This window comes from Mycolicibacterium sp. XJ2546 (assembly GCF_053483195.1).
The window spans coordinates 75,608-100,064 of record NZ_JBEFRW010000002.1; the positions used below are offsets into that span (position 1 = coordinate 75,608).

Below are 24,457 nucleotides of genomic sequence, written 5' to 3' on the forward strand. Positions count from 1 at the left end.
GTCAGCGACGGTCGACTTTCTGCACCATCGTGACGCACACCGCGGCCGGGTCTGGGCCGAGGTGGCCACCGGCGTTCTCGGCCAAGCCGACCCGTGCACCGGCAATCTGCCTCGGTCCAGCGGCGCCGCGCAACTGGGTCACCAGCTCCACCAATTGTGCGCATCCGGTGGCCCCCAGCGGATGTCCGCGGGACACCAGCCCGCCGCTGGTGTTCACGGGGATCCGTCCGCCCAGCCGCGTCGCACCGCTGCGAGACAGGTGTACCGCTTCACCCGGCGGGCAGATGCCGAGCTCTTCCAGGATGGTGAGCTCCGCGGGGGCCGCCGCGTCGTGTAGTTCGATGACATCGACGTCCCCGGGCCCGATCCCGGCGCTCGCATATGCGGCGTTCGCGGCTCGGCGTTCCGCGCTGGGCGACGCACCGTCGGTCTGCCCGGAAACCAAGCACGAGGCAACCAACCTGACCAACGGTGCTGGGCTTCGTTCGGCGACGCGGCGGGATGCCACGACCAGAGCGGCAGCACCGTCACCGATCGGAGAACACATCGGCAATGTCAACGGACCCGCGATGCTTCGGCTGGCCAACACCTCGTCGACGGTCAGCGCATCGCGCCGCTGTGCGAACGGGTTGAGTGCAGCGTGCCCACGGTTCTTCACGGTGAGTTCGGCGAAATCCTGCGCGGTCGCCGCGGTGGAATCCAGATATCGGCGTGCCTGATCCGCATAGATGTCCATGAAGAGGGACCGGCTGCTCGCAGATCCGGTTTCGCTGTGGAGTTTGGTTCGCAACGTTTCGACCTCGCCGATGTCAACCGCGGTGCCGATCGCTGCGAGACTGCGTGATCTGTCCGGATGACTCATCTGCTCGGCCCCGACCACCAGGGCAACGTCAACCGCCTCGGAGGCGACCGCGGTGCAGGCTAGATGAGCCGCGGTCGACCCGGAGGCGCACGCATTTTCGACGTTGACAACCGCCTGCCCGGTCAAGCCCGAGTCGCGAAGCGCGACCTGGCCGCGGATCATCTCCTGGCCGTGGATCAAGCCGTGCGCCGCGTTGGCGAAGTACACCGTATTCACCTCAGCCATGGTGATGTTGGCGTCGCGCACCGCCTCGGCGACCGCACCTGTCGCAAGTGCTCGAAGAGTCGTTTCCGGGTTGCGCCGAAATGGCGTCATCCCGGCCCCCACGATGTACACGTCCCTCATTGGGCGGCGCCGCCCGATGACCGTGACAGTTGGCGGATGCGGTCGATCCCCTTCGGGTCGATGATCTCGCCGTACCGAGCCAGGTTGTTGGCGTGCCCGGCGATATGCAGGCCGAACGCCCCGTCCATGGCCGAGTCGAATCCCTGAGCATTGAGCGCCTGGTTCACGCTCGACTTGGCCAGCCGCAGGCCGTACGCGGGCATCCGGGCGATTTTCTGCGCGAGCTCGAGAGTGAAGTCGGCGAGTTCATCGTCAGGCACGACGTGGTTGACCATCCCGAGGCGGTGTGCGTCGCGCGCGGTGAGCGGCTCGCCGGTGAACAGCATCTCTTTGGCTTTGCGGGCACCCACTTCCCACACATGGGAGAAGTACTCGGCCCCGTTGAGTCCGAACGCGGCAACCGGGTCGGAGAACACGGTTCCCGAACCGGCCACGATCAGGTCCATCGGCCACAACAGCATCAACGCACCGGCGATACACCGGCCGTGGGCGACCCCGATGGTGGGCTTCGGCAGATCGCGCCAGCGGCGGCACAAGCCGAGGTACGCCTCGCACTCGAACGCGTGCCGCCCCTCCACGCCCGGGGCATCCAGCGCGGCCGCGATGGTGGCCACCGGTTGACCGGGCAGTTCGGTGGTGATTTCCGATAGATCGTGGCCGGCGGAGAAGTCCGGTCCCGCGCCGGCCAGTAGCACGACTTTCACGTCGTCATCCGCGGCCGCCTGCTGGAACGCAGCATCGAGTTCATACAGCAGGGTGGCGTTCTGCGCGTTTCGGCGTTCGGGCCGGTTCAGCACGAGCCGGGCCACGGTGGGCGCTGGTCGTTCGAAAAGAACACAGCTGCTTGTCATTTCGCCTTCTCCATTGGTTCTTGCAGATACTGTTCCCGCAGTCGGCGCTTGAACAGCTTGCCGGTGTCCTCGCGCGGCAGACTGTCGACGAATGCGACGATGCGCGGCGTCTTGTATCGGGCCAGCCTGGCGGCGACGTGGGCACGGATATCGTCACCGGTCAGCCGGGCACCATCCCGCAGCTGCACATGAGCCGCCAGCACTTCCCCCAAATCCTCGTCGGGCACTCCGAACACCGCGACATCGGCGACGCCGTCGAGGCTCATCAGGCAGGACTCGACCTCAGCCGGATAAATGTTGACCCCTCCCGATACCACCATGTCGTTGATGCGGTCGCTGATATACAGATAACCGTCCGCGTCGAGGTGCCCGACGTCGCCGAGCGTGACATGGTCACCGACGGCCACTGCGCGTCGCTTCGCGGCATCGTCGATGTAGGTGAAATCGGGCCAGCCCGTGAAAGGCCGGCCATATACGATGCCGTCGGTCCCGGCCGCGACTTCGTTTCCCGCATCGTCGAGTACCACGATGTGGGCATCGGCGATGGGACGACCGACGGTGCCAGGCTTGCTGATCGCATCATCGGAGTCGCAGATGGTCAGTACACCTACTTCGGTGCCGCCGTAGTACTCGTAGATGATGGGTCCGAGCCAATCGATCATCGCGCGTTTGGTTTCCGGTGGGCACGGGGCTGCGGCGTGCACCACCCGCTGCAGCGACGAGACGTCGTAGGCCCGGCGTACCCGGGACGGCAACTGCAACAGCCGAGCGAACATCGTGGGAACCACTTGGACGCTGCTGATCTTGTGATCATGGATGCCGCGCAGAAATGCCTCGGCGTCGAAGCGCGGCATGATGTGAATATCCATGCCGAGTGCCGCCGCGAAGGTCATGTGCACGTTGGGTGCGGAGTGATACAGCGGTGCCGGCAGCAGTGTGGCCCGACCAGGAGCCAGGTGAAGGAGGTCCGCGAGCGTCTTGGTGATTGCCGGTAGATGATCTGGCGTGATCGGTTGTCGTAACACGCCTTTGGCCAGCCCGGTGGTGCCCGAGGTGTAGATGACGCTCATCGGTGGCTGGGAGCTCGATTCCGGCCACGGGTCGAACTGCTGTACCCAATCCTCCACCACCGGCGCGGTTTCGGTCAGTTCGGGGTCGGTGATGCTGTACGCCGCGGTGACTGCGGCGGGAAGCGGCACTTCAGCCAGTTTCATCCCGCTGGGTGCGTGACGGCGGGTTCCTGGGAGAAGATCGCTGTGTGCGACGGCCAGTTTGGCGCCGCTGTTCGCGAGTACGTGGGCCAGATCGTCGCCGGTCCAGTGCCAGTTGACTGCTACTGGAACGGCCCCGAGCAGGCCGATGGCCAGGGTGACCTCCAGTTGAGCGATGTCATTACGCATCACCACCGCGACGCGGTCTTGCGGACCGATGCCGCAATTGTGCATTCCGGCGGCCATCCGGGCCGCTCGCTGCCTGACCGCACTCAACGGGCGGCAGTCGGCGCCGCAGTAGACGCTGGGTTCAGTGGACACGGTCATCTTTCGGTTCAGTGGAAGTCAGCCGGTACGGGAGTGAACGAGATCCGTTGCGTCCATTCCTGTATGGCGCGACCTAGCACTGCGTCGTAACTCATCCCGTCGATCGGCGCGATCTGCTCCACCTCGGCAAGCACGGCGGGTGGTGTGTCGTCGATGTCGATGCCGGCGGCTTCGGCCCACTTCTGGGTGGAGTTTCGGAACTGACGGGTGGTCAGCGGAGCTCCGTAGAGATTCACCGGATCGGCCATCGCCTTCTCGAGTGTCACGAAGGAGACGCCGCGCTGCGCCAATTCCCCGAGCACGCGGTCGATCGTCGCACCAGCGACGGTGGTGCCGTGAATAAGCATGATGTGGGCCGACTTACGGCCGATCGCGGCGTGGGCGGCCGCGACCTGACGCTCGATCTGAGCCACTGCCGTCGTCACCAGCATGTCCTCGATGGTCGCCATCGCGGCGCGGTCGTCGAGCTGGATCGCGCGGTCATAGGCGACCATGAATTGGGCGTCATAGAACCACAGCGTCACCGGCGCGGACAGGTAGTCCGTCTTGCTGAGGTGGGCCTGCACCTGACGAGTCTTCTCGACGGTGTCGCCTTCCATACCGAACGCGTACCGGAAGTAGCGCGACGGCGATGCGTCGATCCAGTTCTGTAGGACCTTCTCGCTCGCCTCGATGTCGGATATATAGGTTTTGCTGTCGAGCCAGTTGAGGCTGATGTGCTGGTGGGTGTGGTTGCCGACGAAGTGTCCGGCTTGGCACCAGACGTCAAGAACCTGCATCGCGCTCGGATCGTTCTCCGCAGCGGCCGTGCTGTTGAACGCGTAGACGCCGGGTACCGAGTGATTAGCGAAGGCCTCGATCATGGCTTCGGCGACCATCCGAGGCCCGCGGCCGGGCGGGAACGGGATTCCCGTCCACTGCCATTGATCATCGACTGTGACCGCAATTTCCGTGCCGCTCAATTGCTTCAGGTTTTCGGCCTGCATCTCAAGGTCCTCTCTCGATAGTTGAGAGAAGCGTGTCAAGTAGGCAGCGCCCGGACAATATGGTGGGCTCGCACCTTTATGTGTTGCGGCACAACATATCGCCCGAAAAGCTGGACGAACCGCACGGTGTCTCCCATATTGGTAGCCATGACAACGCCGCACCGCGGAACGGTGTCCCTCGCCCCGTTGGTGCGCTGGCTCGACCTTCGCGGCGATGAACTGTTCGGCAATCTCGCCATAGAGCTGTGGCGGGAGATCCCCGAAATGCGAGGTACCGCACCCGTTACGTTGCCCGGGCTGGAAGCGTCGATCCGGTCCCATCTGCCGAGGCTGAAGGGCATGCTCAGCGGAGAATTCGTTTCGCCGCAACTGCCTGCGGCCGCCAGCGAGTTCGCGACGCGGATGGCCGAGGCCAGCGTGCCCCTTCCGGCGGTGCTGCGCGCTTATGAACTCGGGCATGCCGCGCTCTGGAACGCGTTTACCTCTCATCTTCGGTCCGCCGCGGAGATCTCGCTGAATGACCGGGTGGAGCTGCTGGAACACGGATCGACGCAACTGTTCGAATACATCCGGCGGATGACCGGACAAACGATCACCGTCTACAACTCCGTTCGAGATCGCCTGCTGACCGACGCCACTTCCCGACGAGCCGAGATCATCCGAGCGGTGCTGGCGGGCACGGGCGGTCTGCACGAACTGAACGAGGTTCTCGGCTATCGCACAGAGGGCCTGCATGCGGGCTACGTCGTGCGGTCTTCCGGGGTCGCATGGGGCGACGAACTGGCACAGATCATCCGGCGCGCGATCGCGGAAATCGCCAATCAGCACATTGCGATCCCGGCGGGTCCGAGTTCTTCGCATGGTTGGTTCCGATTGGTCAACGCCAACCTTTACCCGAAGCTGCGCGAGCTCGACCTGCCGGACGATGTCACGGTCAGTTTCGGCGCTGCGCGCGCCGGCTGCGTCGGATTTCGGACGTCGCACTACGAGGCGGTGCAAACCGACATCACATTGTCGGCGGCTGCAACGCCGGTGCTGTGTTATCCCGATGTCGCTGTCGTCGTCCTTGCCTCGGAGAACCGTCATATGGCCGACCAGTTGGTGATCGATGAACTGGGATCGCTGTTGGCGCATGAGGATGTCGATCGACTGCTACCCACGCTCGGGCGCTACTTGGATACCCTGGGGAGTCCCACCCATACCGCCGAGGACTTGAACCTTCATCCGAACACGGTCACCCAACGGATCCAGCGGGTGGAAAAGATTCTGGGACGACACATCGACGTCCGCAGTCTTCGGTTGCGGGTGGCCGTGGAGCTGGCCCGGCACCGGAGCGCGGCAACCGATCAATGACTGTCGCGCGCACGGCGACCTGAGGCGAGCCCACTCGTACTCCGCGGCCGCACCCGGGGCTGTACATGCTGGACAACCAATTGTATGTTGGACGACATAGAACTCGATCGTGGGTTGACCACGTTGAATGCGGAACCGGAAGACGACGACTAAAGGAATGACCCATGGCGGGGATAGACGGGCGCACGACCGAAGGCACGACCGAAGCCGATCAGCTCCTCGAGGTGCTCTTCGGCGGCGTGGAGCAGGACCCGTTCCCGTACTACGATGCGCTGCGCGAATTGGGTGACGGTATTCACCCCATGGACATGATGCAGGGCGTCCTCGTCACGCGTTATGACCACATCCGGCAGATCGGCTCGGATCCAAAAGCCTTCTCCAGCGACGTATTCGCGTTGACTGGACCGGGAATCCACGACCCTACAAATCCAGAACACCGTCGATTCATCGGCACCGCTCGGCGCCTGTTCATGTTCGCCGATCCGCCCTGGCACACGCAGGTTCGTTCCACGTTTCGCCATGCGTTCACACCCGACGCGGTCCGCCGCTGGCACCCCATCGTGGAGGAAATCACCAGCGAAGCCTTGGCGTGCTTGCAGCCGGGTCAGGAGATCGACTTGATGAGCGGGCTGGCGACCGAGATTCCGGTCGCGGTGATCGCCCGGATTCTGGGCGTACCTCGTGACACCTGGCCGTATTTCCGTGAGTGGTCGTTCGCCTATGCCTCGACGTTCGATCCGATGGTGCAAGGCGAGCGGCGTGATCGAGCGATTCGTACCAGCCTGGTGCTATTCGATTACCTTGGCGAACTCATCGACCAGCGTCGAGCGCAACCGTCGGACGACCTGATCTCGCACATGCTCAGCACGGAGACCTTTCAAGGCGACCTACTCGAGAATTCGGACTTGATCGCTCAAGTTGCGCTGCTGTTGGTCGCCGGCAACGAGACAACCACCAACCTCGTCGGTAACGGCGTCACGTTGCTGATGAATCACCCGGATGCAATGCGCGCCGTACTCGACGACCCCAGCCTGATACCGGCAGTCGTCGAGGAGATTCTGCGCTTCGACCCGCCTCTTCACCTGGCGGCGCGGAAGGTCACCACCGACGCCGTCCTGGGTGAGCACGTGCTACAGCCGGGAACCCTTGTGCTGACTTGTCTTCCGGCTGCCAACCGGGACCCACGAGTCTTTGATGCGGCCTCGGCCTTCGACATCCACCGTGCTGACCACAAACAGCACCTGGCGTTCTTCCACGGTATTCACTACTGCGTGGGCGCTCCATTGGCGCGACTCGAGGGCAAGGTGATCCTCGACAGGCTATTGCGCGCCTTCCCCGACCTCCGGGAGGGCAGTCAGCCACCCGTGCGACGTACGTTGAATGTGGCATCACGAGGCTGGGAATCACGGCCGGTGATCCTATGAGCGACGAGGTACACATCGAAGTGCGCGCAGAAACCTGTATGGCCAGCGGTTTCTGTAACCGCAGGGCGCCAAAGGTATTCGCTGAAGACGATGCAGGTTGGGTCAGGTTGCTTGACGGCGACCCCCAGGGCCAGACCGCTGCGGTGCTGGACGCCGCTGCCATGTGCCCGGTGGCGGCTATCGATGTCTTCGACCCCGACGGCCGCCTAATCTCTTAGAAGGCTGTTGGCACAGATTACGCCAACGATCGTTTGACGATCTTGCCCGAAGCGTTGCGGGGAATCTCCGCTACGAGCTCGAGTTCGTGCGGGAGCTTGTACTTCGCGAGGCGAGGTGCCGCGAAATCCCGCAGCTCCTGCAGAGTCAGCGTTGACCCTGCTGCCACACAGACGAACGCCACGATGCTCTCTCCGTAATCCGAGTGTGGACGGCCAACCACGGCGACGTCGAGCACATCGGGGTGGGCCGCAACGACACCTTCTACCTCGACGCAGTAGACGTTGCGGCCGCCGGTGATGATCATGTCCTTGAGCCGGTCCACCAATGTCATGTATCCGTCCGCGTCGAGCCGACAGACATCGCCTGTGTGGAGCCAACCGTCGACGATGGTTCGCGCGGTTTCGCCCGGGTTGTTCCAGTAGCCCTTCATCACTGTCTGACCGCGAAGCAGCAATTCGCCGGCATCCCCGGGCGCGACATCGCTGCCATCCTCGGAAACGATCTTGCATTCCATTCCCAGCATGGCCTGTCGACCGCTTGCGTCCGGCCGACACCGGACCTGCTCACCCGAGCTGAAGATGCCACTGGGGCCGGCCTCCGTCTGCCCGCAGAGTTGGATGAGGTTCAGTGATGGAAACGTCGCGCCTATCGCTTCGACCGTGCTGGCAGGCATGGGAGCCGCACCGAAAATACCGGTGCGCCAAGACGACATGTCGCGTTCGGTGATATGCGGGGTCCGCAGCAGAAACTGATACATGGTGGGGACGCCGAAGAACATGGTGATGCGTTCGCGTTCCAGGCTGTTGGCGACGGCGGCCGCGTCGAACTGACCCTCCACGACGTGGGTGCCCCCGACCAGCGTGCCAGGGATGAGCATCAGGCACAGCGCCGCGGCATGGTAGAGCGGAGCCGCGTGCAGGAGACGGTCGCCGTCCATCATCCCGCAGGTAGCGACGGAGGAGACGGCCACCCACAGTGCTCGATGATGGTCGAACAACGCCCCTTTGGGGGCGCCGGTGGTTCCCGAGGTATACAGGATCTGAGCGTCGTCGCCCTCGTGTACTTCTGGATCGGCGAAATCCGCCGGGTACCGGCGGGCCAGGGCGACCAGGTCGTCAAATCCCTCGGCATCGCCCAGCGCGAGGCAGTCGAGGGGCCCTGCTAGGGGCTCGGTCAGTACAGTGCGGGTCTTTTCCGCCAGCGCCGGCTCGAACAGCAGCGCCGTCGCGCGGCAGTCCCGGGCGATATGCGCGATCTCCGGCGCAGCGAGCGCTGGGTTGATCGGCACGAAGATGGCGCCGAGGCGGTGGATGGCGTAGAAGGCGACGACGAATCGGTCGGAGTTGCTTGCCAACAGCGCAACCCGGGCGCCCTTCGTCACCCCGCGAGCGGCCAGGACAGCCGCATACCGATCCACCTCCGCGTCGAGTTGGCCGTAGGTGTATTCGACGGAGCCGTAGACGAGTGCGCGACGCTCGGGCACGCGAGCAGCGGTCGCGCGGAGGGTCGATCCGATCGTGGGCATTGGCTGCTACCTCGTCGCCGCTGCGAGGTTGCCGTCAATCGTGGCACCCAGGGATTCGATCAGGCCCGGGGGGAGCGGCAGCCGCCAACCGCCGATGCGAGCCACCCGCTCGGCGATCCGCTCGTGTGCCTGCTCGATCAGATCGATACCTCGGCGCTCGACATCGGCCGGTAGCGAACCGTTGTCGACGACCATCCGTCCGTCGACCAGCACCTTGTCGATGTCGCGGGTGGTGGCCTGCAAGACAATGGAATCCACCGGATCGATCACCGGCCGCAGATGCAACCGGTCGTTGCGCAACAGCAGCAGGTCGGCGGCCTTGCCGACCTCGACCGAGCCGCAGGTGGAACCCAGACCCAATGCCTCGGCGCCCGACAACGTGGCCGCGCGCAGGATCTGCCGGGTGGTAAGCGGAAGCTCACCGACGCCGGCCAAGCCGGATGACTCCAGCACAGGCTGCAATGCCACCCCGCGTTCGGCTTGCATGAGGATGCGCATCGCGGTGAAGAAGTCACCGCTGTTGTTCGACACGATGTCCGCACCGATTCCAGCAATCACCCCTGCCGACTCGGCCCGACGGAATATCGGGAGGCCACAACCCATTTCAAGCTCGGTATCGGGGGTGCTGGCCACCGAGCAGCCAGTGTCGCGCAGCAGCGCCAGATCTGTCTGCGTGCACATGTTGGCGTGCGAATGGATCTGGCCGGCCCGCAACAGTCCAGCGCGGGAGAGGATCTCCACATCATTGACTCGCGGTTCGCTCCATATGCACCGGGTGTGCATCGTGACGGCGATGTCGAGTTCGGCTGCGATCTCGATTTCTTCGCGGGTGACGTCGAACGGCAGTAAGCCGAGTTCGGTGAGCGCGACGCCCATCCGGACCAGGCCGCCCTCACTTGCGAAGTGCGCGGTCCGGACCCGGCGCGCGTCGTTGAACCGGTCTTCTGGCGACGTGAAAATGGGATCGGCCATCGGTGACGGGAAGAACCCGTAGCACCACAGGGCGCGTACGCCACTGGCCTTCACGCCCTCGACGGCGGCATCCGAATGCTGTGGCGAGTTGGTGATATGCGAGTGGTCGATGGTGGTGGTGACGCCGGCGGCAAGCGCGTCGAGCCCACCCGCGTACTGGCCGGCGAATACGTCGTCGGGGTCGTGCAGACCGGCGAAGTGGTTGCGAATGTTCCAGTAGTAATCGGTGAGATTCCAGTTCGCCGTCAGCCCCCGCATGGTGGTCTGCCATAGATGGCGGTGAGCGTCGACAAATCCCGGGACGATCCACCGGCCCGTCGCGGCGATCACTTGGGCGTCCTCGCGGGGGAGATCCGCCGCGATGGCCGTGATCGAGCCGTCCTCGATCAGCACGTCGGCCCGCCGCATGGTCGCGGTGAGCGGATCGCCGACCAGCACCTCGCCCCCTGCGAGAAGCGTTTTCTGTGACGACATCGTTGTCATATCCTTCCGTGCGGCGACGTAGGTCGTGATTGTTCGGAGCGAAGCAGGTGCTTTCGGATTTTTCCGACCGAGGTGCGGGGCAGGTCCGCCGTGAACTCGATGACGTCGGGGACTTTGCCTTTCGGGAGATGGCCGCGACAGAACTCAACCAACTGGTCGGCGCTGGGGACATCACCGCACTGATCATCAAGTACTACAACGGCTTTGATTCCCTCGCCGTACACCGGGTCGGGCACCCCCACGACCGCCGACTCGAACACCGCAGGGTGGGCGTTCAGCACCCGCTCGACCTCCGCGGCTGCCACGTTCTCGCCGGAGCGTTTGATCATGTCTTTCGCGCGGTCCCGGAACGCGAGGAATCCGTCGTGGCGACGCAGCATCACATCGCCGGTGTTCAGCCATCCGTCGTCGTAAGCCTCGGCGAACGCCGTCGCGTCGTCAAGGTAACCGAGCATCAGTGTGGTGCCGGGGTGCCCGCCGACCAGCAGGGTTCCCGACTCGCCGGCCGCGACGTCTACGCCGGCATCATCGACGATCCGGACGCGGCCCGACTCTGTGGGCAGTCCCACGGTCATGTTGTCGTGCGGTCCGTACAGCGGGTTCATCAGCGGTGGGGCGATCGTCTCGGTCATGCCGTACCACTGCCGCAGCGGGCAGCCGAACCGCCGTTCGAAGGTTTCGAGTTGTTCAGCGGTCAGATTCTGCGCGAATAGACATGCCCGCAACCGATTCTGGTGATCCAGCGGTGAATTCGGTTGCGCGAGAATCATCCGTACCGGGGCGGCGAACAAACTCCCCAGCGTCGCGTCGCATCGGCTGACCTGAGCCGGCCATCGCGACGCCGAGAACCGTTCGGCGACGGCCACCGAGGCCCCCGACACCAACGCCGACATCACGCAGTAGTACTGGGCGTTGGCGTGGAACAGCGGCAGTACCACCATCCACCGGTCATCGGCCCGGATACGCAGCTGTTGTGCCACCACGTGGCCCGCGGTCACGTAATTGGCGTGCGTCACCATCACCCCTTTCGGGCGACTGGTGGTGCCGGAGGTGTACATGATCGACAGTAGATCGTGCGGTTCTACCGGGTGGCCGAGTTCCACGACGGCTTCTGCAGCGCGCGAACCGAAGTCGGTGCCGGTTACCACAATTGCCTGGGGTGCGCCGCGCCACGCATTGCGGACGGTCTCCAGTTGTTGGGAACCGCAGATGACTGCCTTACTGGACGAGTGCGCGAAGGCGTAGGTCAGGTCATCGGTCGTGCTGGCGGGATTGACCGGAACCACCGTTGCGCCGAGTATTGCGGCGCCGAACCAACAAGCGAAGAATTCCGGACAGTTGCCAACGACAACTGCGAACCGATCGCCCCGACCGACCCCCAGCGACGAGAGAACCGCGGCTCCACCTCGCGCCAGTTCCCACACTTCGGCGAAGGTGAGGGTGGACGGTTCGGCCCTATCGGTGTCGAAAAGCAAGAACGGCGCGTTTGGTGACGTATCGACGCGATGCCTCAACACGGAGGCGACCGTTTGACGGCCAGCCGTCGGCAGCGCTGTGCTCATCGCGAACGTGCCCGACGGTCAAGCCATTCCGACTGAAGTACGAGCAGTTCGACGACCGTGTGCTGCGGCGTCTGCGGATCGAGTTCTCGGTAGCGCTGATAGATGTTGACGAGCACGCGCTCCGCGTCCAACCAGTCGGCGTACTCGCCGAGGTCGATCCTGTCGGCGGCCTCGTACACGGACTGACCAGCAGCGTGGGCGGCATCGCTGTATTCGACGACGTAGTTGAGATAGTCGCGCACCCCGCGGATCCCGTCGACGTCGGTGATAGGGCCGTGGCCGGGTACGACGATGGTTGGTTCCAACGCGATCATGGTCTCGCAGGCGGATATCCAGTTCGCGATGGGGCCGGACCATACGATCGGCGTACACCCGATGAAGAGCAGATCTCCGGCGAAGAGTACGCCGGCGTCGGGCACGAAAACGATTGAATCAGCGTTCGTGTGGGCCGGACCCAGATTGAGTACGTCAACTCTGCGGCCTCCGAGGTCGATGGCCAACTCACGCTCGAACGTCTGGTCTGCGTTTCTGAGCTTGATTCCGCTGAAGTCGAAGTACTTAAACCGTTCTCGGGCATACGCATTGGCGATACCGCCGAGGTCAGCAGACTGAACGAGGGCGAGCATCTCCGGCGCCATCCCCTCATCGATCTCCGATGCGGTGTCCGCGGCGGCGATGACCCGAACGGTGCTGTCGAGCAACTGGTTTCCGTGCGTATGGTCGCCGTTGGCGTGGGTGATGACGGCATGGGTGATCGGCGCACCGCGCGTTATCGAACGCATTCCGTCGAGCATCTCTTGGGTGAGCGCCAGGTCGAACAGCGTGTCGACCAGCAATGATTCGCCGTCGCCGGTGATGAGCCCGGCGTTGCTCCACCCGTAACCCCCGTCGGGGAGGGTCCACGCCCAGACCCCGTCGCCGAGCCCATGTAGCCCGCGAGTGAACGGAATCTTCGCGGGCGCTCGGTTCACCCTTGGGCTCGGGGGATCAGCTTCAGGATTGGGCCGCGGCGGTAACGGTTCCGGCGCCGGCGAGGAGACCACTCGTTGGCAGGTTTCGCCCAGTCCCGCCACCCTGAGCGTGACCACATCGCCGTGGTGTAACCAGCCCCGGAAGGCGGCTAGGTCGGCCATGTCGAGGTGTTCGATGAGGGTACAGCCGGGCACGGTGCCGGAACCGAAAACGTCGCCGGGAGTTAGCGGTACACCACGCGACGCGTAGGAGATCACCTCGGCGAAGGTCCAGTCCATGCCGGCGACCGATCCCGAGCCGACCACGTCGTCGTTGACCAGCGCGGTCGCCGTGATGTCGAGCCTGCCGTCGCTGCGATATGGGTCGAGTTCGTCGTAGGTGACCAGGTACGGGCCGAGCGTGATTGCGCTGTCCTTGCCCTTGCCCTGACCGATTGCGAGTTGGTTCTCGAGGAGCTGCAGGTCTCGTGCGGACCAGTCGTTGAGGATTGTGTAGCCGATGATCGACTCTTCCGCTTGTGTTACCGAGAGATCACGACCAGCTGGCCCCCCGATCACCGCCGCGATTTCCAATTCGAAGTCTTGCCAGGCACTTCCGGGTGCGATGGCGATGTCGTCGTACGGACCGGCAACGGTGGCGGGGCAGGTGAAGTAGAAAGCCGGTACGCGATACCAGGTGTCACCCAGTGCCCGGCTCCGGCCGAGTGCTTCCTGGCAGTTGCGCATGTGGTCGAGAAAACAGAGGCAGTCGCGGATCGATGGCGGCCGCGGGATTGGTGCCTTGAGCTTGACCTGATCGATTCGGAGCGTCTCGGCGGGTTGGGAAATCGCTTGCTCGGCGGCGTCGCGCAGGCCGTCACGTCCGCGGGGCAGCAGGTCGATGAGGGCGATGCCGTCCGGCATGGTGTGGATGACGTCGCCAACCACGACACCAGTTCTCTCGCCTCGCTCTGTTTCGCATGTGACCCACCGCACGATTGGCTGACCTCCTCGATACCGACATGTCTATGTTAATCAACATAGGCCATGTGCATCGACATGTAAACGGTTGCGATGCTGGTATCAACCAACTCCGGGCGGGACGAGCATCGACTGCCATGTCGTGCCGCCCGGTGGGTGCTGTCCGAGATCGCCCTGGACGTAGGTGCGACCGTCAGGCCCGAGGTACGTGCCGGTCGCGGGATCGTAATGTGTCGCGGTAAGCGTGGGACCACTGGCCGCCGGTGGCAATTGCGGAATGTCTTGACCGGACAATGTCGCGTTCGGGTCGCCCTTCCAGTTGAACCCGTCGTTGAGCGGCACGTACTGCTCGTCGCTCTCGCACATCTTGACGGTTGGCGCACGCTTACCCGGCACGGTCAGGCACGGCAGGTTGCGCGCGCCGCGCACGTTGAACGGTGAATCCTGCGGCACCCGGCAGTACACATCACCCTCGGGCACATCCGGGTAGTCGGTCAGGGCGGGCGCCCGCTGCTGTTGTGCCGGCAGGAAACCGGTGGTGCAGGGCGGCGGAAGGTTGAGGTTCAGATTGAAGTCCAGGAAGCCGCCCTTGTAGTCCTGCCTGGTGCCGTGATTGGCCACCCCGACCCCTTGCAGGGTGGAAACCCCTTGTGGCAGCAGCACCAACAGTTGTTCCAGCGCCGGCTGATAGTTGATCGCCACCTGACCCACGCTGACGAGGTTCGCCATCAGCACGGGCAGCGTGGGTTGTAACCGGTCGATGAGGCGCCTGGCCTCCGCCGTGACTGACGGGCCCTGCTGCAGGATGCCCCGAACGGAGCTGTCTGTGGTTCGTAGCTGCTCGGTCACGGAGGCCAGATGAGATGCCCAGGCGGCGATCTCGTCGGCGGTGTCGCTCTGCGAGTCCAGTACCGGTCCCGCCTCGTCGATGAGTGTGACCATGGCGTCCAGGTTCTGTCGTGCGTCGATGGCCAGCTGAGTGGATCCCCTGACGATGCGGGTGAGCTCTGGCCCCAACCCGCCGGCCGCGATATATGACTCGTCGATGACCGTGCGCAGCTGCCGCTTCGGGATGGCCTGCAGCCCTTCACTTGTCGCATTCAACAAGGTGCCGATTTCAGGCGGAGTGGAGGTATGGTCGCGCCCGATGGTGTCACCGTTTGCCAGCGGCGCTGACGTGCTGTCGCGCGGATTTAGCGCAACATAGAGCTCGCCGGCCGCGGAAACGCTGCTTACACGCGCTTCCAGATTCGAAGGAATATCGATACCGGAGTCCAGTGACAGCCGCGCTTCAGCCCCCTCGGGAGTGAGGCGTACGTCGGTGACCTCACCCACCGTCGTGCCGCGGTAGGTGACGTTGGCGCTCGGGTAAAGCCCAGCGGTCTGCGCCATTTCGAGAACGACCTGATAGCGGCCGATGCCGAACAACAGAGCGGGCAGCTTAAGGTAGCCGCCGACCATCACCGTACCGGCGATCAACGCGACGATGGTGAAGAGCGCGAGCTGAACCTTGATGCGGCGTGTGAGATGCATGCTAGGGCCCCTGGTCCCATCGGTAGGGAGCCACCAACGGGTTCGCGGCGGTGTACGGGCTCGGCAACTGGCCAATGGTGCGGCCCCATTGCAGTTCCAACTCGGTCAGTGCACCTTCAAAGCGAGTGCCGGTGAGTAGGCCGGAATCCAGCCGGCTCAACGTGAGGTCGAAGATCGCTGTGATGTTCGCGTAGTCGCCGCGAAACCAGTTGTGGATGGTTTCATTTGGCCATGGATAGGTGCTAAACAAGGACAACGCACGTGTCATGGCAGGGCCGGCGTCGGCCAGCGACTTCAGCACCGGACCAAGCTCGCGGAGCTCGGCCACCAGAGATTCGGTGGTCTGATCGATCGTGGAGGAGGCCAGGTCACTGAAACTGCCGAATCGGTCGAGGGCATCCACCAGAACCTCTCGGCGCTCGGCGAGCACGTCGAGAGCTTCGGGGATCTGTTGCAGCGCCTTCTGGAGTATCGGCTGTTGCGAGGCGACTTGTGCGGTGAGCGCGTTCAACCTGTCGGTGGCGGCGAGCAGGTCTTCCTTTTGCGCGTCCAGATTGCCGATGAATCGATCGAGTTGCTCGATAAAGCTGCGAACGTCGCTTTCACGTCCGGCGAAGGCGGTGTTGAAAGCCGTTGTGATCTCTTGAATTTGACCTAGTCCGCCACCGCTGAGCACCATCGATACCGCGGCGAGCGTTTGTTCGGTGGTGGGATAGGCGCTTCCGAAGGGCAGCGGGATCATCGATCCGTTGTGCAGCCGTCCGCGGGGTTCGGCGTCGGCGGGCGGTGCGAGCTCGATGTGCAGCGAGCCGAAGAGGCTGGACTGGCCGACCGTGGCGGTGCTGTTCGCGGGCAGGTCGACGTCGCCGTCGATCGTCATGGTGACCAGGGCATGCCAGCCTTGGAGCTCGATGCGGCTGATATTGCCGACGGTGATGTCACCGACGCGCACCCGCGAGTTCCGCTCGATGTTCGACACGTTCGGCAGCTGCGCCTGGATCTCGAAGGCGTCTGCACCGTCGCCGGCGGTCCCCGGAAGCGGCAGCGAGTTCACGCCCTGCCATCCGCACCCGGCCATCGCCGCGGCGGCGAGCGCGGTCAGCAGTGCGGTCGACGCGCGACAGACGCTGAAGGTTTTCATCGCTCGCCCCCCGACGGCATAAGGATGCCGGTGAGCCCGTCGGCCGGGTCGGCGGGCGCCGCGGGTGTCGGGCGATGGTCGGGGCGCAGCCAATCCTCGCTGTAGGTGACCTCATTCGGCCGCGCCGTGGCGCCGACGATTGGGTTGAGACCGATGGGCGGGAAGTTGTATTGGCGGTTCTTGATGATCGGCGCCAGGTACTGCACACACAGCTTCGCCGACTGCTCGAATCCCATCCGCGAGGCTGCCTGCACCGCGCCGCACAAGAACGAGATCGGGTTGGCGAAGTGATTCACCACGGCGGCGCCCGTCAGCGACGCGTGCGCCGGCTCGTAGACGTTGATGACGTTCTGCAAGGTCGTCGGGCCGATATGCAGGACTTGTTCGATGTCGTCGAGTTGGTCGACCACTGCCGTCGAGATCGAGGTCAATTTGTCGGCGGCGGTGCCCACCGCATCTCGCTGCTCGGTCAAAAATGCTGTCACGTCGCCGGCGGCGGTGTTGACGTCTTCGATGGCCCGGGCGACCTCTGCGGGGTCGTTGGCCAACAACCCAGTCACTGACGCCAGATTGCCGTTCAGTTGCGCCATCAAGTCAGTGCTGCTGCGTAGCGCCGACACCAGAGTCGACAGGTTGCGGATGGTTGAGAAGACGTCACCGCTGTGATCGCCGAGCGCCGACAGGGCGCCGGACAGCTCGATGATGGTCTCGCGGATGCTCGTCCCCTGCCCGGAGAGGTTGTTGGCGGCGGTGTCGATCAGTGACCCGAGCGGACTCACGCCGCCTGACTCAGTCGGTTCCAGATAGTCGGTCAGCCGCTCCAATTGGTCCCGGAAGTCGTCCCATTCCACCGGGACCGCCGTGCGATCCAGGTCGATGACGCTGTTGTCAGCCATTTTCGGGCCTCCGGTGTAGGCCGGTGTCAGTTGGATCGCGCGTGAGGTGATCAACTGCGGCGACAAGATCACCGCCGAGGCGTCGGCCGGGATGGGGTAGCGGTCGTCGACCCAGAATTCGATCTTGACGCGCTCGGGTTGCGGTTCGATGCGGGTGATCGAGCCGACGGGCACGCCGAGCAGTACGACGTCATCGCCCGGATAGATGCCGTTGCTGTTGTCGAAGTAGGCGACAATGTGGGTGCGGCTCATCGTCATATTCGATCCGATCAACACCACGCCGCCCGCTATCAGGAGCGCGGTGAGCATGGCGCCCAGCGTGATACGCAACCGGTGGGACCTCACGGTGTGCCTCCTTGGTTCTGCGGTACGGCCGGCGGTCCGGGCGGTGGGCCGCCAGGGGGCGGCGCCGGCAGCGGCTCCCGGTATGGATAGCGAGGGTCGCCGGGCTTGCCGGTGATCGCATCGGGAAGGTTCAAATGTGGTTCGCCGCCCTGTCCGGTGCGTGGGAACGGCACTGGCAGAGCGGGGGTGGCGGGCTGCCCGACCGTCGGGTCGGTGCGCTCGGAGGGCAGCAGCACGTTGGGGTCCAGCCCGAGGTCGGAGAACGCGGCGTCGATGAACGGCTGAATGAACTGACCGGGGATCAGGTTCGCCAGGTATGACTTGAAGAAGGGCCCGGATGCCACCGACTCACCTAGCGACATGAGGTAGCCGCCTAGCAGGGTGATCGACTTCTGCACACGTTCTTTGCGGTTGTCGATGATCGCCAGTACGCCGTTGAGCTTGTCCAGCGCGGGACGCAGTTGCGCACGATTGTCCTCGACGAGTCCGGACAGTTGGCGGGCGGTGACCGACAGGTCACCGGAGATGTGATCGAGGGCGCTGCGGTGTTTCTGCAATTCGATGAGCAGTGCGTTGGTGTCGGCGATGAGGCCGACGACCTGGTCGGTGCGCTCGGCCAGCACCGTGGTCGCCTTCCTGGCATTCGCGAGGAGGTCGCGGAGATGCTGATCTCGCTCGTTGAGGGTTCTGGAGAATCTCGCCATCCCGGCCACTGCCAGTTGCAGATCTGCCGGGGTATCGGCGAACGTCTGCGACAGCACCCGCATGGAGTCGGCGAGCTGGCCGGTGTCCAGGTCGCCGAGCGTTGTCGTCAGTTTCCCGACCGCGTCGGTGAGTTGATATGCGGGCGTGGTGCGTTCCCCGGGGATAGGCCCGCGCAGGGTACCCTCCCCCCTGGGCGTGAGCTCGAGCGTCTTGGCGCCCAAAAGACTCTTGGTGGTGATCGTTGCCTCCGTCCGGTCGCCCAACTGGACGTCGCCGGCGGTGGTGAAGCCGACCAGTACCTGCGGCCCGTCCAAGGCGATACGCGTCACCCGCCCCACCTCGACGCCAGCCACCTGCACTTCCGCACCGACGCGCAGTCCACTCGCCTCCGCAAAGTATGCGGAGTGGTGGTCGGTGTCATTGATCAGCGGAAGGTTCGGGTACTGGAAGGCCAGCACGGTGATGGCGGTGCCCAGCGCGAGCCCGGCGGCACCGAGGGCGAACGGATTGCGGTCGGAGAATTGCCTCATCGGGGTGCGCACCGGCCCGAGCTCTGGCCGGCGACCTTGACGTACACCGGCTGGCCGCCTTTGCCGTTGAGTTTGAGCACCAGGTCGCACACGTAGAAGCTGAAGTAGTCGCCGTAGAGACCCTGGCGGGCCAGCGCCTGGTAGGCGTCGGGCAGGGTGTCCAGGATCCGGTCCAGGTACTCGTGGTCGGCCACTGCGATGGCGGCGGCTCGATCCGTCTGGGCGACAGCTTCTTTCAGCGGGGCACGGCCCTGCCTGAGCAGGTCGGTGATCGACACAGACGCAGCGTCGACGGCCGACAGCGCGGTGCCGACATCGGTTCTTCGGGCGGCCAGGCCTGCGGTGAACTCGGCGAGCTTCTCCACCCCCTTGGCGAATTGGCCACTCTCTTCTGCAAGGGACCCGAGCACAGAATTCAAGTTGACGATCACCTCTCCGATCAGCTCATCCCTGTCCGCGACGGTGTTGGTCAACGCAGCGGTCTGAGCCAGCAGCGAGCCAATTGCCGGCCCCTGACCCTGCAACGCCTGGATCAGCTGGCCGGTCAGGTCGTTGAGTTGATCTGGATCCAGTGCCCGGAACAGCGGTTTGAACCCGCCGATCAGCGAGTCGAGGTTCAACGCCGGTTCGGTGCGGGCGAGCGGAATCGTCTGATTCGGCAACAACCGTTCGAAACCGCCGGCGCACTCAGCCAATTCGAGAAATCGGTCTCCGATGATGTTGTCCCAGCGGATGAGCGCCCTGGTGCCATGGGTGAGGACGACCGATTCATCGACGGCGAACTCGACGAGAGCGCGATTGTCGGATTGGACGCCCACGTTCGTGACCTTGCCGACCTCGACGCCGGCGACCCTGACGAAGTCGCCCTCTCGAAGCCCTGAGGCGCTGCTGAACTCGGCCCGGAAGCTGCTCTGGGCACCAAATCTCAGTTGGGCGAACACCATCAACAGCGCGAACGTAGCCAGCGCCCCGACCATGGTAAAAGCAATCAGCCGCCACAGCGCGCTGATCAGGTCAGATCTCATAGCGGTGTCCCTTGTCTGGCAGTGTCGGTCACGGCTCACCTGCGGGCCCGGGTGCGGCCCACGGTGGTGGCGGCGGATACAGCGGTGCACCGTCGGGTCCGTACAGCGGTGCGCCGTAGGGTGGCGCGCCGAAGTAGGGCACCGGCCCGATCGCGGGCGGGCCTTCGCCCCGGATGCTCGGAGCCTCGGGAACCGCACGGGTCACCGGGAGATAGTTCGCGTAGAACGGGTGGCCGATACCGGGGTTCGGCCGCAGCTCGACGCCCGTCCCCCAACCGGTATTCGTGATGAGTTGGCGCACCGGAAAGTTCTCGCGCACAATGGGCAGCGACCCGCATCCGGGTTTGCCTCCCGGGCCGCCCTTCGCGGCGACGATCGGCAGGTTTTCGGGATAGCGGTAGGCGTCATCGCCCCAGTTGAATCCCGCGTCCAACAGCGCGGTTCGGCCGTTGCCCCCCATGATGTCGTAGGCGCCGTTGTCGAGCCACCACTTGGCTCCCATCAGCAGGCAGGTATAGCTGGGGTTGTACGTGTGCAGAAGGTTGGTCGTCGGCCGCACCAGGTTGATCGCCTCGATCAGGTCGGCGCTGGTGGGCTCGAGCAGATCGATACCGGCACGAGCAAGTCCCGTGGTTTCCAACAGCAGCGCGTCGAGGTCATCGCGGCGTTCGCTGACGCTGGCACTGGTGGTACTGAATGCGTCCAGCACCGCGATGATGTCACTGGCTGCGGCGCCGTAGGCATCGCTGAAGCGTTGCGCCGCCTGCCAGTTCAGCCGCACCGTCGCCATCCGCGGATTCAGCGTTTGAAGTACCTCGTTGGCTGCGGTGGTTGCTTCGCCGATGCGCTCGCCCTGGCCGCGAACGCCGTCAGCCACTGCGGTCAGCACCGCGTTCAGTTTCGGCGGATCGATCTGGTGCAGAACCGCAACCAAATCCTCGAAGACGGTGTTGATCTCGGTGCCGACGTTCGAGGATTGCACCACGGCGCCAGCGGCGAGAGGCTTGTCGCTCGGCGAGTCGGGATAGATCAAGTCGACGTACTTTGCGCCGAACAACGTCGTCGCCCGTATCTGAGCGGTCACGTTGGCCGGGATGTGGCGGAGTTGGTCCGGCGAGATTTCGAGTCGAAGCTTCGTCTGCGAGCTCGGCCCCCCGCTCTCGGCGACCCGGCCCACCTCGACGCCGCGCAACCGCACCTTGGCGCCGGGCTCCATACCCAACCCGGCTCGTTCGGCTGTCACCGTCACTGGCACGGAGGTCCGAAACGCGCCCACGAACAGCGCCGAGCAGATCACCATGAACGCCACGCTGACGACGACCAGGAAGAAAACCCACCACGCCGGGCGAAGATGTTGCGGCCGTCCGCTATTGGGATGCATTCGCTACCCCGTGAAGTGGAAGTCACCGGACTGGCCGTAAATGGCCAGTGAGACGAACATAGTGACGACGGCAGCGCACACCAGCGACGCACGTACCGCCTGACCTACGGCCTCGCCCACGCCGGCGGGTCCACCGGCAGCGTTGAAGCCGTAGTACGTGTGCACCAGCATGATGATCACGCCGACCGCCACCGTCTGGACAAACGACCAGACCAGGTCGGTCTCGTTGAGAAACGTGTTGAAGTAATGGTCATAGACACCCGGGGACTGTCCATAGACGAACGTGGTGCCGAATCGGGCTGCCATGAACGACATCAGGACCGCGACACAGTACAGCGGTATCACCACGATCACTCCGGCGATGACGCGGCTGGAGGCGAGATAGGCGATGGACCGGATGCCCATGACTTCGAGCGCATCGACCTCCTCGCTGATTCGCATGGCGCCCAGCTGCGCGGTAGCACCCGCGCCGATGGTTGCCGCCAGTCCGATCGCGGATGTCAGCGGCGCGATCAATCGGACGTTGAAGTACGCCGAAGTGAAGCCGGTCAGGGCTTCGACGCCGATTTCGGCAAACTGGTTGTAGCCCTGTACCGCGATCAGTGCGCCGGTGGTCAGGGTCAGAAAGCCGACGATCGCCACTGTCCCGCCGATCACCGCTAACGCCCCGGTGCCCAGACCCATGATCGCGATCAATCTCAGAATCTCGGTCTTGTAATGCCGCAACGCATCTCCGGTGAAACGGAGAGTGGCAGCGTAGAACTGCGTCTGCAGACCTACCCGATCCAACGCCGTTAGCCAGTCGCGCCGGATGCGGTTGAGCCGGCCGAAATGTCGGCTTGGCAGGCTCGTCAACTGATCGCTCCCACCAGGCGGACGGTGAGAGCCGTCGTGATGACGTTGATCGCGAACAACGCGACGAAGGAGTACACCACCGTTTCGTTGACCGCGTTGCCGACCGCTGCTGGACCACCTTTGACGGATATGCCCTTGTAACAGGCGATCAATCCGGCGGCCAACCCAAAGAGAGCGGCCTTGATGATGGCGACCACCACGTCGGCGAGCCCGGTGATCAGGGTGAGCCCGGCGGCGAACGCGCCGGGGGTGACGTTCTGGACGAAGACCGCGAAGAAGAAGCTGCCGAGCAGACCGACAACGCTGACGATGGAGGACAGCACCACCGCCGCGAACGTCGCAGCCAGTACCCGCGGCACCACCATGGCGTGAATGGGATCGATGCCCATCACCCGCAGCGCATCGATCTCCTCCCGAATCGTTCGGGCCCCCAAGTCCGCGCACATCGCGGTGGCGCCGGCGCCGGCCACCACCAAGACGGTCACGATGGGACCGACCTGGGTGACCGTGCCTTTTGCGGCGCCGGTGCCCGACAAGTCTGACGCGCCGAATTCAGCGAAGAGGATGTTGAAGGTGAACACCAGCATGACGCTGAAGGGGATGGACAGCAGCACGGTAGGCACAAGCGACACCCGCGCCACGAACCATGCCTGAATGACGAACTCCCGCCACGGAAATGGCCAGCGCAGCAACGCCACCGAGGTGTCGAGCGCCATGCCGAAGAACTCACCGAGGCCACGGACCGGTTTGGCGGCGGTTGCCAGCGTCGTCATCGGTGCGCCCTGCCGACGGTTCGTGACGGGACAACTACGACCGGTGGGGAGGCGATGGCGTCGCTGGCCATCCGATGAGTGCGCACTGCCATCGAACGCACCTCCCTTCTGTGTTGGACAACATACAATCGGTTCTATGACATGTAAAGAGTCGATTGGCAGACTGTGAAAAACTCGGCGGGCGCTGATGGTGCGGCAGCAGTTCTGTAGACCGTCTCGCTCGCCTCGATGTCGGCCCGGTTGACCATTCGAGCTTCCGGCCGGCGCGATCGGGATTTCCGCCCAGTGCTATTGGTCGTCGACTGTGACGGCAATTTCTTTGCCGCTCAATTGCTTCAGCTTCTCGGTATGCAACTGAAGGTCCTCTCTCGGTAGGTGAGAGAAGCGTGTCAACAAGGTCGCGCCCAGGCAATATGACGTGCTCGCACCTTTATGTGTTGTGGCACAACATATCGCCGGAAATGCTGGACGTACCGCACCGTCGTCAAGGGCGGGACCCGCCACCGGCGTGTTTCATCAACCCACCGTCGCACTGTGTTGGATAACATACAGTCGGCCGGGTGACACGTAACGGGTCATCTGCCAGACTACGCATGCACTCAGAGGGCGGTGATGGGGCGGATGGCGGCGACCAGACGGGCACAGACAAGCAGTGAAAGCAGGCGGCTGTTGGTCGCTGCTGCGGCAGAGCTGTTCGCCGAGCAAGGTTTTCGGAAGACGACCGTCGCCGATGTCGCTGACCGCGCCGGCATCAGCCGAGGCTCAATCCCGTGGCACTTCGGCAATAAGGACGGCCTGCTCGAGGCGGTGATCGAACAGATTTCGAGCAGCTGGCTCGAGCAAGCCGAGGCTCCGGCGGGCGGCACAGCAGCCAGCTTGGATCGGATCAAGACACTCATTCAGGAGCCCAGCACCAGGCTGCTCATCACGTTGGTCGCCGAAGCCGTGGAGCCGGGATCGCCGGTGCACGGCTTCTATGCCGATTTGCACCGTTCGTTGCGCAAGTGGGTGGAGAATTGGACTCTCGATGCTTCGTTGCCACCCGGTGTCAGCCGGGAGGAATATGTCGCGGTCCTTACTGGCGCCATTATCGGCGTCCATCTGGAGTGGCGGGTGGCGCCCGACGATATCGACCTCGACCGAGCCTTCGAAACCTTGAAGGCGATCTTCATTCGGAAATGATCGGCCTCGCCGCCCATCCTCGACGCCGGTACCTGAGCCC

General features: G+C 64.1%; 20 protein-coding genes. 4 read left to right on the forward strand and 16 right to left on the reverse strand.

The genetic code is table 11. The features are described 5' to 3' along the window. Nucleotide 1 precedes the first annotated feature (1 nt). Genes ABQE44_RS03865 through ABQE44_RS03880 form a run of 4 tightly spaced genes read right to left on the reverse strand, consistent with a single transcriptional unit; the run spans nt 2 to nt 4,558 of the window. A complete protein-coding gene (locus tag ABQE44_RS03865; protein ID WP_083042331.1) occupies nt 2-1,207 on the reverse strand; it encodes a thiolase family protein in 1,206 nt (401 codons plus the stop codon). After that, the gene (locus ABQE44_RS03870) at nt 1,204-2,058 is read right to left on the reverse strand and encodes an enoyl-CoA hydratase (protein WP_448428396.1); all 855 of its coding nucleotides are present in this window, start codon (nt 2,056-2,058) and stop codon (nt 1,204-1,206) included. Before ABQE44_RS03870 ends, ABQE44_RS03865 begins: the two co-directional genes overlap by 4 nt. Further along, nucleotides 2,055-3,590 (reverse strand): AMP-binding protein, encoded by a 1,536-nt coding sequence (locus ABQE44_RS03875; RefSeq protein WP_448428398.1) that lies wholly within the window; start codon nt 3,588-3,590, stop codon nt 2,055-2,057. Before ABQE44_RS03875 ends, ABQE44_RS03870 begins: the two co-directional genes overlap by 4 nt. A gap of 14 nt (nt 3,591-3,604) precedes the next feature. Further along, the gene (locus tag ABQE44_RS03880; protein WP_448428400.1) at nt 3,605-4,558 is read right to left on the reverse strand and encodes a polysaccharide deacetylase family protein; all 954 of its coding nucleotides are present in this window, start codon (nt 4,556-4,558) and stop codon (nt 3,605-3,607) included. Between the two features lie 195 nt (nt 4,559-4,753). Between ABQE44_RS03880 and ABQE44_RS03885 the strand changes: the two genes are divergently transcribed. The 3 genes from ABQE44_RS03885 (at nt 4,754) to ABQE44_RS03895 (ending at nt 7,577) form a co-directional block, all read left to right on the forward strand. Continuing rightward, a complete protein-coding gene (locus ABQE44_RS03885) occupies nt 4,754-5,935 on the forward strand; it encodes a PucR family transcriptional regulator (protein WP_448428402.1) in 1,182 nt (393 codons plus the stop codon). 164 nt (nt 5,936-6,099) lie between these two features. Further along, nucleotides 6,100-7,359, forward strand: coding sequence for a cytochrome P450 (locus ABQE44_RS03890; protein ID WP_448428404.1), 1,260 nt, complete (start codon nt 6,100-6,102; stop codon nt 7,357-7,359). Beyond that, nucleotides 7,356-7,577, forward strand: coding sequence for a ferredoxin (locus ABQE44_RS03895; protein WP_448428406.1), 222 nt, complete (start codon nt 7,356-7,358; stop codon nt 7,575-7,577). The genes ABQE44_RS03890 and ABQE44_RS03895 overlap by 4 nt, the downstream gene beginning before the upstream one ends. 17 nt (nt 7,578-7,594) lie before the next feature. Here the strand turns inward: ABQE44_RS03895 and ABQE44_RS03900 are convergent, their stop codons facing one another. The 12 genes from ABQE44_RS03900 to ABQE44_RS03955 form a co-directional block, all read right to left on the reverse strand. Then, nucleotides 7,595-9,103, reverse strand: coding sequence for a class I adenylate-forming enzyme family protein (locus tag ABQE44_RS03900; RefSeq protein WP_448428408.1), 1,509 nt, complete (start codon nt 9,101-9,103; stop codon nt 7,595-7,597). Between the two features lie 6 nt (nt 9,104-9,109). Then, nucleotides 9,110-10,549, reverse strand: a complete 1,440-nt coding sequence (locus tag ABQE44_RS03905) for an amidohydrolase family protein (protein ID WP_165757583.1) — start codon at nt 10,547-10,549, stop codon at nt 9,110-9,112. Nucleotides 10,550-10,554: 5 nt separating this feature from the next. Continuing rightward, entirely contained in the window at nt 10,555-12,075 is a 1,521-nt protein-coding gene (locus ABQE44_RS03910) for an AMP-binding protein (RefSeq protein WP_448428410.1), read from the reverse strand. A 41-nt stretch (nt 12,076-12,116) separates the two neighbouring features. Further along, complete coding sequence (locus ABQE44_RS03915) at nt 12,117-14,066, reverse strand: fumarylacetoacetate hydrolase family protein (protein ID WP_448428412.1); 1,950 nt, start codon at nt 14,064-14,066, stop codon at nt 12,117-12,119. A gap of 87 nt (nt 14,067-14,153) precedes the next feature. Beyond that, nucleotides 14,154-15,584: an MCE family protein gene (locus tag ABQE44_RS03920; protein WP_448392753.1), complete on the reverse strand. Its 1,431-nt coding sequence runs from the start codon at nt 15,582-15,584 to the stop codon at nt 14,154-14,156. A 1-nt stretch (nt 15,585) separates the two neighbouring features. Further along, the gene (locus tag ABQE44_RS03925; protein ID WP_448393126.1) at nt 15,586-16,725 is read right to left on the reverse strand and encodes an MCE family protein; all 1,140 of its coding nucleotides are present in this window, start codon (nt 16,723-16,725) and stop codon (nt 15,586-15,588) included. Beyond that, complete coding sequence (locus ABQE44_RS03930; protein WP_448392754.1) at nt 16,722-17,930, reverse strand: MCE family protein; 1,209 nt, start codon at nt 17,928-17,930, stop codon at nt 16,722-16,724. The genes ABQE44_RS03925 and ABQE44_RS03930 overlap by 4 nt, the downstream gene beginning before the upstream one ends. A 32-nt stretch (nt 17,931-17,962) precedes the next feature. Beyond that, the gene (locus tag ABQE44_RS03935) at nt 17,963-19,201 is read right to left on the reverse strand and encodes an MCE family protein (RefSeq protein WP_448392755.1); all 1,239 of its coding nucleotides are present in this window, start codon (nt 19,199-19,201) and stop codon (nt 17,963-17,965) included. After that, entirely contained in the window at nt 19,198-20,226 is a 1,029-nt protein-coding gene (locus ABQE44_RS03940) for an MCE family protein (protein WP_448428414.1), read from the reverse strand. The genes ABQE44_RS03935 and ABQE44_RS03940 overlap by 4 nt, the downstream gene beginning before the upstream one ends. A 28-nt stretch (nt 20,227-20,254) precedes the next feature. Beyond that, nucleotides 20,255-21,607 (reverse strand): MCE family protein, encoded by a 1,353-nt coding sequence (locus ABQE44_RS03945; RefSeq protein ID WP_448392757.1) that lies wholly within the window; start codon nt 21,605-21,607, stop codon nt 20,255-20,257. A gap of 3 nt (nt 21,608-21,610) precedes the next feature. Further along, a complete protein-coding gene (locus ABQE44_RS03950) occupies nt 21,611-22,462 on the reverse strand; it encodes an ABC transporter permease (RefSeq protein ID WP_448392758.1) in 852 nt (283 codons plus the stop codon). Continuing rightward, nucleotides 22,459-23,235, reverse strand: coding sequence for an MlaE family ABC transporter permease (locus ABQE44_RS03955; protein ID WP_448392759.1), 777 nt, complete (start codon nt 23,233-23,235; stop codon nt 22,459-22,461). Before ABQE44_RS03955 ends, ABQE44_RS03950 begins: the two co-directional genes overlap by 4 nt. 669 nt (nt 23,236-23,904) lie before the next feature. Between ABQE44_RS03955 and ABQE44_RS03960 the strand changes: the two genes are divergently transcribed. Next, nucleotides 23,905-24,417 (forward strand): TetR/AcrR family transcriptional regulator, encoded by a 513-nt coding sequence (locus ABQE44_RS03960; RefSeq protein ID WP_448392760.1) that lies wholly within the window; start codon nt 23,905-23,907, stop codon nt 24,415-24,417. The last annotated feature ends 40 nt before the right edge of the window (nt 24,418-24,457 follow it).

Bases quoted from the DNA above. Each gene is read 5' to 3' on its own strand.
- ABQE44_RS03865 (WP_083042331.1), bottom strand. From the start codon at position 1,207: ATGAGGGACGTGTACATCGTGGGGGCCGGGATGACGCCATTTCGGCGC.
- ABQE44_RS03945 (WP_448392757.1), bottom strand. From the start codon at position 21,607: ATGCATCCCAATAGCGGACGGCCGCAACATCTTCGCCCGGCGTGGTGG.
- ABQE44_RS03900 (WP_448428408.1), bottom strand. From the start codon at position 9,103: ATGCCCACGATCGGATCGACCCTCCGCGCGACCGCTGCTCGCGTGCCC.
- ABQE44_RS03955 (WP_448392759.1), bottom strand. From the start codon at position 23,235: ATGACGACGCTGGCAACCGCCGCCAAACCGGTCCGTGGCCTCGGTGAG.
- ABQE44_RS03895 (WP_448428406.1), top strand. From the start codon at position 7,356: ATGAGCGACGAGGTACACATCGAAGTGCGCGCAGAAACCTGTATGGCC.
- ABQE44_RS03935 (WP_448392755.1), bottom strand. From the start codon at position 19,201: ATGAGGCAATTCTCCGACCGCAATCCGTTCGCCCTCGGTGCCGCCGGG.
- ABQE44_RS03940 (WP_448428414.1), bottom strand. From the start codon at position 20,226: ATGAGATCTGACCTGATCAGCGCGCTGTGGCGGCTGATTGCTTTTACC.
- ABQE44_RS03930 (WP_448392754.1), bottom strand. From the start codon at position 17,930: ATGCTCACCGCGCTCCTGATAGCGGGCGGCGTGGTGTTGATCGGATCG.
- ABQE44_RS03905 (WP_165757583.1), bottom strand. From the start codon at position 10,549: ATGTCGTCACAGAAAACGCTTCTCGCAGGGGGCGAGGTGCTGGTCGGC.
- ABQE44_RS03890 (WP_448428404.1), top strand. From the start codon at position 6,100: ATGGCGGGGATAGACGGGCGCACGACCGAAGGCACGACCGAAGCCGAT.
- ABQE44_RS03920 (WP_448392753.1), bottom strand. From the start codon at position 15,584: ATGCATCTCACACGCCGCATCAAGGTTCAGCTCGCGCTCTTCACCATC.
- ABQE44_RS03925 (WP_448393126.1), bottom strand. From the start codon at position 16,725: ATGAAAACCTTCAGCGTCTGTCGCGCGTCGACCGCACTGCTGACCGCG.
- ABQE44_RS03870 (WP_448428396.1), bottom strand. From the start codon at position 2,058: ATGACAAGCAGCTGTGTTCTTTTCGAACGACCAGCGCCCACCGTGGCC.